General features: G+C 61.0%; 6 protein-coding genes and 2 pseudogenes. 1 reads left to right on the top strand and 7 read right to left on the bottom strand.

Annotation, left to right across the window (positions count from 1 at the left end; translation table 11 throughout):
- The 7 genes and pseudogenes from QZ766_RS07285 to QZ766_RS07315 all read right to left on the bottom strand — a co-directional run.
- On the bottom strand, nt 1-440 hold a 440-nt coding region (locus QZ766_RS07285), incomplete at its 3' end, for a transporter substrate-binding domain-containing protein (protein ID WP_297199503.1).
- Complete coding sequence (locus QZ766_RS07290) at nt 437-1,213, bottom strand: amino acid ABC transporter ATP-binding protein (protein ID WP_297199506.1); 777 nt, start codon at nt 1,211-1,213, stop codon at nt 437-439. The genes QZ766_RS07285 and QZ766_RS07290, both read right to left, overlap by 4 nt.
- The gene (locus QZ766_RS07295; RefSeq protein ID WP_297199509.1) at nt 1,203-2,123 is read right to left on the bottom strand and encodes an amino acid ABC transporter permease; all 921 of its coding nucleotides are present in this window, start codon (nt 2,121-2,123) and stop codon (nt 1,203-1,205) included. Before QZ766_RS07295 ends, QZ766_RS07290 begins: the two co-directional genes overlap by 11 nt.
- A 9-nt stretch (nt 2,124-2,132) precedes the next feature.
- Nucleotides 2,133-2,642, bottom strand: a complete 510-nt coding sequence (locus QZ766_RS07300; RefSeq protein WP_297199512.1) for a GNAT family N-acetyltransferase — start codon at nt 2,640-2,642, stop codon at nt 2,133-2,135.
- 10 nt (nt 2,643-2,652) lie between these two features.
- Nucleotides 2,653-4,912, bottom strand: a pseudogene (locus QZ766_RS07305) (NtaA/DmoA family FMN-dependent monooxygenase).
- Between the two features lie 14 nt (nt 4,913-4,926).
- Nucleotides 4,927-6,048, bottom strand: coding sequence for a M20 peptidase aminoacylase family protein (locus QZ766_RS07310; RefSeq protein ID WP_297199517.1), 1,122 nt, complete (start codon nt 6,046-6,048; stop codon nt 4,927-4,929).
- Nucleotides 6,045-7,046 carry an MsnO8 family LLM class oxidoreductase gene (locus QZ766_RS07315; RefSeq protein WP_297199519.1) on the bottom strand — a complete coding sequence of 334 codons (1,002 nt, stop codon included), beginning with the start codon at nt 7,044-7,046 and terminating at the stop codon, nt 6,045-6,047. Before QZ766_RS07315 ends, QZ766_RS07310 begins: the two co-directional genes overlap by 4 nt.
- Nucleotides 7,047-7,344: 298 nt before the next feature.
- Here QZ766_RS07315 and QZ766_RS07320 point away from each other — a divergent pair.
- Nucleotides 7,345-7,955, top strand: a pseudogene (locus QZ766_RS07320) (hypothetical protein); the annotation flags it as partial.

The raw sequence follows: 7,955 nt of genomic DNA on the forward strand, positions 1-7,955 counted from the left end.
ACTGTGAACGCCAGCGAATCAACCCGGTAGGTGGCAAAATCAAATTTCTCCTTGCGCTGTTCAGTGACCGCAATATTGATCAGCGCCGCATCGTAGCGCCCGGAAGCAATCCCGAGCGGCCAGTCCTCCCAGGCGGCGGGCACCAGCTTCAGCTTCAGCCCGAGGCTGCCCGCCAGCAGCCGGGCAACGTCCGCATCGCTGCCGATGCGGGTGCGGTTATCGCTGGCGAGCAGCGCCAGCGGCGGGGCATTCAGCGCGGAAATCGCAACGGTCAGGGTACCGGGCTCGACGAAATGAAACCCGGCGGGAATGCGGGCAATGGCCTTTTCGTCCTTTGCCACCGGCAGCGGCTGCTCGTTGGCCTGCAGGTCAAGGCTGCCCGTCGCCTGGGCGGATCCCACAACTAAAACCAGCAGCGCCGCCAGCGCCCGGCACCTCATGCCAGCACCTTTGACAGAAACTGGCGGGTGCGCGGATGCTGAGGATGGTTCAGCACCGCTTCGCTGCTGCCCTCCTCCACGATGCGCCCGTCCACCATAAAGACCACCCTGTCCGCCACTTCCCGGGCAAAACCAATTTCGTGGGTGACCACCACCAGAGTGGTGCCGGACCGGGCCAGATCTTTAATCACGTCCAGCACTTCGCCAACCAGCTCCGGATCCAGGGCCGAGGTCGGCTCGTCAAACAGCATAACCCGGGGATTGAGGGCCAGCGCGCGGGCGATGGCGATGCGCTGCTGCTGCCCGCCGGACAGGTGCCGCGACCAGGCATCCGCTTTGTCCCGCAGCCCGACCCGATCCAACAGCTTGTGGGCCCGGGCAATGGCCGCCTTGCGGCTCAGCAGGCGGTGGGCGATGGGGGCTTCGATGATGTTTTCCAGCACCGTCAGGTGCGGGAACAGATTGAAGCTCTGAAACACATAGCCGACATTGACCCGCTGGCGCAGAATCGCCTTTTCTTTCAGCTCGTACAGCCGGTCGCCCTCCCGGCGATAGCCGATATAGTCGCCGTCAATCTGGATAAAGCCTTCATCCACGCGCTCAAGGTGATTAATGGTGCGCAGCAGGGTCGATTTTCCGGATCCGGACGGGCCGAGGATCACCGTCACGCTACCCGGCTTAACCTCCAGCGATACGTTATCCAGCGCCTTCTGGCGTCCGTAGTATTTGCTGACGCCGGTAATGGAGATATGTCCTGCGCTGTTAGCTGGCATGGGCGGGCTCCTGTGCTGACGAGACGGCGGCGCGGGCCGCAGAGCGGCTGCGGCGGGTTGAGTTTACTGCCGAGCGGCGCTCGCTGCGGGCCAGGCCGCGCTCGACCAGGTACTGAATAACCGACAGCACGCTGGTGATCGCCAGATACCAGACTGCCCCCACCATCAGCAGCGGGATCACCTGCTGGGTGCGGTTGTAGATCATCTGGATGGTGTAAAACAGCTCCGGCATGGCGAGGACGTACACCATCGCAGTCCCTTTGGCTAAGCTGATTATCTCATTAAAGCCGGCAGGCAGAATGGTGCGCAGCGCCTGCGGCAGAATAATACGCAACGTGCGGCGCGGCGCGGGAAGGCCCAGCGCCGCCGCGGCTTCATACTGGCCGTGATCGACCCCGAGAAAACCGCCGCGGATAATTTCCGCCGTGTAGGCACTCTGCACCAGCGTCAGTCCCACCACCGCGGTGGAGAACTGGCCCAGCACGTTAATGGTCTGGTAGCTGGCCCACTGAATGCCGGTAAACGGAATGCCCACCGACAGGGTGTCGTACAGATAAGAGAAGTTGTACAGCACGATCAGCACCACAATCAGCGGCAGGGAGCGGAACAGCCAGATGTAGGCCCAGGCCAGCCCGCTGAGCAGCCACGATGGAGACAGCCGCGCCAGCGTCAGCGCGCCGCCGAGGACGATACTCAGTGCGGTGCCGATAAGCGTCAGCAGCAGCGTTTGCCCGACGCCTTCGAGGATGACAGGATCGAAGAACCAGCGGGCAAAAACGCCCCACTCCCAGCGCGGGTTGAATGCTACCGACTGCACCACCACCGCCAGCACCAACAGGGCCACCGCGGCGCCGACAATGCGCCACGGGTAGCGCGCCGGTATGACTTTTATCGCGTGTTCAGGTTTCATGTTATCTCCTCAGGCGCGTTTGCTGAGCGCGGTTTGCACCAGCGTTTTCGTGAACCGCAGCCGGCCGTCGAACGGCGGCAGGCTGTACTCTTCCGGATCCCGGTTTACATCGAAGTGCGGCTCGTAGCCCTGGCTCAGGTACAGCCGCACCGCTTCCGGCTGGCGAAAGCCGGTGGTGAGGTAGATGCGGCTGTACCCCGCCAGGCACGCGCGGCGCTCCAGTTCGGCCACCACCCGCCCGGCAAGCCCCTGCTGGCGCAGGGTGCGGTCGGTCCAGATGCGTTTAATCTCGGCGGTGTCGGCGTCGTAGGGTTTATATGCGCCGGTGGCAATAATACGGCCGTCGCGCTCCAGCACGATAAACAGTCCCTGGGGTGCCAGATACCACTCGGTCAGCTCCACTTCCGCATGGCGGGAGAAGTAGTCGTCGTAGCGGGAGGCATACTCGGCGAACAGGCCGGTCAAAATGGGCTGTAGCTCGTCATCTTCCGGCGATACATCGCGAAATCGTTCACTCATCGCGTCCTCCTTAGTCGCCCAGTCCGGGCGGGTTAAGTTCCGAATGCGGAATGCGCTCAACCTCTTCCCCCCAGCGGCTGAGCACCCGGTCGTAAGTCCCGTTTTGGATCACGCCGTTAAGCGCAACCTGTACCGCTTCCGCCAGGCCAGAACCTTTTTTAACCGTCACCGCGATATGCGCCGCCTTCGGCCAGCCGCCGTCCACGCTGCCCACCAGCCGGCTGTTGCCCGCCAGCGCTGCTTTCCAGGCGCCGATGACGTTGGGGCCAAAGTAGGCGTCCGCCCGTCCGGACTGCAGCGCCAGATTCTGGGCCGCGTCATCCCGGGTGTAGACCGGCGTGAAGGGCCTCAGCCCTTTCGCGACATTCTGCGCATTCCACGCCAGCAGGATTGCCTCCTGATTGGTGCCGGAGCCGACAATAATGCGCAGCCCGGCAATGTCTTCGGCTTTATCAAGATGGGTTATCGGGCTGCTGGTTTTGACATAAAAACCGAGGGAGTCCTTACGGTAGGTGGCGAAATCGAACTTCTCCTTGCGCGCTTTGGTTACCGTAATATTGCTGATCGCGGCATCGTATTTGCCGGACGTCACGCCCAGCGGCCAGTCCTCCCACGACGCGGGCACGATATTCAGCGTCAGCCCCAGGCTGTCGGCCACCAGCCGGGCAATGTCCGCTTCGCTGCCGAGCAGCGTTTTATTATCTTCCGCAAAGACCGTCAGCGGCGGCTGGCTGAGGGCGCTTATCGCCACGGTAAATTTGCCGGGCACGGCCGGGTGAAAGTTGGCGGGCAGCCTGGCTATCGCCGCCGGATTTTTTTCGGTGTCGATGGGGGTTTTATTCGCCTCAAGGCTCACGCCGGTGCCGTTGATGGTCACCTCGTCAGCATGAGCCAGCCCGGCCGCGACCAGGCTCAAGGCCAGCAGTAGCGCAGTTTTTCGCATAGCCACTCTCTTATTGTTGTGTGAACTGATTAACCGGCAGCGCCAGCCCCAGGCTTTCCCGCAGCGTGCGTCCGGGATAGTCCCGGCGAAACAGGCCCCGGGCCTGTAAAACGGGCACGACCCGATCCACAAAGTGGGTAAAACTTTCCGGGGTACCGCCCTGAATGATGAAACCGTCCGCCGCGCGGTGCTCAAACCAGTGCTGAAGCCCGTCCGCCACCTGCTCCGGAGAGCCGGAGAAGCGCGGGCGCGGGCTGGCGGCTTCCAGCGCCACCTGGCGCAGGGTTAACTGGCGGGCTTTGGCATCGCGCTTGATGGCGTCGGTGGTGCTGCGAAAACTGTTCTGCCCCAGCTCCCCCAGTTCGGGAAAAGGCGCGTCCAGCGGATACTGGCTGAAATCATGGTGCTCAAAGTAGCGGCCAAGATAGTTAAGGGCGTTCTCGACGGAGACCAGCGCGGCGGTAGTCTGATACTGCCGCTCGGCGTCCTCCGCGTCGTCGCCCACAATCACGCTGACGCCCTGGAAAATATGCAGATCGCCCTCTTCCCGACCGGCGGCGACACGCTGCTGCTTCACGTCGCGGTAAAAGGCCTGCGCTTCTTCCAGCGTATCCTGATGGGTGAAGATGGCGTCGGCGTGGGCGGCCGCGAGCTTTTTACCGTCGTCGGAGGCGCCGGCCTGGAAAATAATCGGCCTTCCCTGCGGCGTGCGGCCAATGTTCAGCGGCCCGGCGACCTGAAAAAAATCACCGCGGTGGTCGATGGCGTGCAGCTTTGCCGGATCGAAAAACTGCCCGCTGGCCTTATCGCGCACGAAAGCGTCCTCTTCCCACGAGTCCCACAGCCCTTTCACCACCCGCAGATATTCATCGGCGATCCGGTAGCGCAGGGCGTGATCGGGATGGCGATCGCGGGAGAAGTTTTTCGCCGATCCTTCCAGCGGCGAGGTAACCACGTTCCAGCCGGCGCGGCCGCCGCTCAGATGGTCGAGGCTGGCAAACTGCCGCGCGGTGGTGAACGGTTCGCTGTAGGAGGTAGACAGGGTGCCCACCAGACCCAGGTGTTCGGTAACGCTTGCCAGCGCCGACAGCACGGTCAGCGGTTCAAAGCGGTTAAGAAAGTGCGGAATCGACTTTTCGTTGATGTACAGCCCATCCGCCACGAACAGGAAATCGAGCTTTCCCGCTTCCGCCTTGCGGGCGGTCTCTTTCACAAAATCAAGATTGATGCTGGCATCCGCCGGGGCCGCCGGATGGCGCCAGGCGGACATATTGCCGGAGGCGCCGTGCAGGATGGTGCCCAAACGCAGCTGTCGTTGTTCGGCCATAGGGCTCTCCTGTATTAAAGGTGCTGCAGCGCTTTTTCTGCCAGCGCGGCAAAGTAACGCGCCGCCGGCGCGATCAGGCGCTCGTCGGGATTAAATCCGGGATGATGCAGCCCGAAGCGGCTTTCGCTGCCGATGCTGACGAAGGCGCCGGGGATCTGCTGCAGGTAGACGGCAAAGTCTTCGCCGCCCATATGCAGCGCTGCGGTGGAGGTTTGATAGCCTGCGTCGTCCGCGACGCGGGTGGCGAACGCCGCCCATTCGGGATCGTTGACCAGCGCGGTGGGGCCGGCGTACCAGGTCACCTCAATGCTGGCGTTGAACGCCCGGGCAAACCCGGCGGCAATTTCGCTGACCCGGGTGCGGACCCGCTCCTGCACCTCGGTACGGTGGGTGCGCAGCGTCCCTTCCAGCTCAACGTTCTCCGGCAGCACGTTCCAGGTGTTGCCGCCCTGAATGCGGGTAACGCTAAGCACCACCGAGTCGAGCGTGTTGACTTCCCGGCTGGCGACGCTCTGCAGGGCGCTAACCAGCTGGCTAGCGAGCAGAATGGCGTCCTGGCCTTCGTGCGGGCGGGCGGCGTGGGCGCCCTTGCCCTGCACTTTAATGGCGAAGCGATCGACGTTGGCGTAAAACGCGCCGCCGCGGGTGGCGAAGCTGCCGACCGGCATTCCCGGTTCATTGTGCATCCCGAAGATGGCCGAAATGCCCTCCAGGGCTCCGGCGCGGATCAGGGTTTTCGCGCCGCCAAAGTTCTCTTCAGCGGGCTGAAACAGGATCCGTACTCTGCCCGGCAGCTCGGCCTCGCGCGCTTTAAGCAGCAGCGCGGCACCGAGGATCACGCTGGTGTGGATATCGTGGCCGCAGGCGTGCATCACCCCGGGATTGCCCGAGCGGTAGGCCAGTCCGGTGGCTTCTTCGATGGGCAATGCGTCAATATCGGCCCGCAACGCCACCACCTTATCCCCCTGCCCGACTTCCGCCACTGCGCCGGTTTTCAGATCGTAGGGCAGCAGCGTAATGGCGGCACTCTGCAGCCAGTCGCGGATGCGGGCGGTGGTCGCCACCTCCTGCAGGGACAGCTCGGGATTCTGGTGCAGCTCGCGCCGCCAGTCGATCAGCTGATTTTCAAAACTCATGACGCCACCTCCACCCGGTTGAGCGCTTCGGCCAGCAGCCGCAGCGAGGTCAGGCGCGCTGCGCCTTCCGCCACCGGGGTATCAATAATAAATTCGTCCACGCCGTAGTAGCGGTGCAGCGTATCCAGCTGAGTGCGCACCTGCAGCGCCGTGCCGTGCAGCAGCGAGGATTTGCGCTTAACGATCTCCAGCACCGGGCTTCCCGCCTGGCGGGCAAACTCCAGCGCCTGCTCTTCGCTGCCGACGCTGGCCCGCAGGCCGCTTTCCAGCCGCACGTTCCAGACCTGCACCGCCTCCGCCAGCCGCGCGGCGATCTCGGCGTTGTCGGCTACCACCACCTGCACCGCAACCATCGCATCGCGGCGGCTTAAGGCTCGCCAGCGGTTCAGCACGTCGCTGAGCAGCTGCGGATCGCCGTTGAGGTGCGCGGCAAAGACAAAATTCCAGTCGAGCTGCGCCGCCAGCTCGGCGCTCTCCAGGCTTGCCCCGAGCAGAAAGCCGTCCGGGCGCTGGGGCGGAATGGGCGTCGCGCGCACCGTATCATTGCCTTCGCTTTCGGTCAGGGAGAGCCAGTTGTCCAGCTGCGCCAGCCGGTCGGCGAAGGAGATGTGCTCAGGATGATGCACACCCTGCTGCAGCGCCCGGGTAGAAAGAGGCAGCCCGCCCGGCGCTTTACCGACGCCCAAATCCACCCGCCCGGGCGCAATTGATGCCAGCAGGTTGAAGTTTTCCGCCACTTTGTACGGGCTGTAGTGCTGAAGCATGACGCCGCCGGATCCGATGCGGATCCGCCGCGTCTGCCCCAGCAGCCAGCCGATAACCACTTCGGGCGACGGGCTGGCGACCTGCCCGGTGTTGTGATGTTCGGCAATCCAGAAGCGGTGATAGCCCCAGGATTCCGCCCGCTGTGCCAGATCCAGCGTGCGCTTGAGGGCCTGAACGGCGGTTTCTCCTTCCGCCAGCGGGCTTTTATCCAGAATGCTGATTCGATAAGACATTTTGCAGGCTCATACCAAGAAACGAACCTGCATTATGGGAAGGGATATCTGCTGCGGAGAACTGATTTAATCGCCTTAACTCTGCTGAAAATTAGATAAGTGGAGTTGGCGTGATTTGCTGGCCGTAACGTAACACCAGCCAGGATTAATTAATCGGAAATTTCTTACTCCAGGATGTGAATATATCTGGCTTGAAACGCGTTTACATAGAGTAAAATAGAATTATATTTATTATTGTATTTATTGATTTTAAATTGTTTAATATCCATAGAATTTATGGATATTATGCAGAGGAAGCATGTTTAGACTTTATCGAAGTAGGGAGTTTCATAAAGAGTGCTTGCCGTCAGATTATGCACTGATTGTGACTCCAACCGATGCGCTTGAGCAGACAAAAATCTATTACGACTTAAACCCTGATAACTACAGACGTTATGAGCCATTTCAGATTCCTAACCGCCTACTGAATATGCAGACTTGGATCCCAGCCCAAAGGGGTTATGCCGATCCCGTATATGACATAGTAAAAAGCGAGCTTGAGGTGGGTTGGTTAATCGGCGTAGATATAGTGTCAAATTGGTGTTCATTCAGAAACCCCTTTTACATAGACGAAAATGGTCAATTAGTATGCGAAAACGCCGCTCGCTATCATGAGTGGTTTGTCCATGGGGTAATGAGCAGTTATCAAGATGCAGTAGCGAATCGTCGCGATGAACAGCCACCGGCAACCCGGCGAATAAAGTACAGTTTTAGCGAATCCTTTAAAAATCCCCAAGTTACCAAAACCATTAATAGCAAAGCTGCAGGTCGGCTTTTAGCTGCAGGTGGTATTTACAATGGAAACGTCGAAGGATTTAGTCAAGCAGCTCAGCAGCTCGGTGGTGATGCACCCGCTGGTTATAAGCAAGT

Source organism: uncultured Pluralibacter sp. (genome assembly GCF_913775985.1).
Taxonomy (GTDB): domain Bacteria; phylum Pseudomonadota; class Gammaproteobacteria; order Enterobacterales; family Enterobacteriaceae; genus Pluralibacter.

Bases quoted from the DNA above. Each gene is read 5' to 3' on its own strand.
- QZ766_RS07290 (WP_297199506.1), bottom strand. From the start codon at position 1,213: ATGCCAGCTAACAGCGCAGGACATATCTCCATTACCGGCGTCAGCAAA.
- QZ766_RS07295 (WP_297199509.1), bottom strand. From the start codon at position 2,123: ATGAAACCTGAACACGCGATAAAAGTCATACCGGCGCGCTACCCGTGG.
- QZ766_RS07300 (WP_297199512.1), bottom strand. From the start codon at position 2,642: ATGAGTGAACGATTTCGCGATGTATCGCCGGAAGATGACGAGCTACAG.
- QZ766_RS07310 (WP_297199517.1), bottom strand. From the start codon at position 6,048: ATGAGTTTTGAAAATCAGCTGATCGACTGGCGGCGCGAGCTGCACCAG.
- QZ766_RS07315 (WP_297199519.1), bottom strand. From the start codon at position 7,046: ATGTCTTATCGAATCAGCATTCTGGATAAAAGCCCGCTGGCGGAAGGA.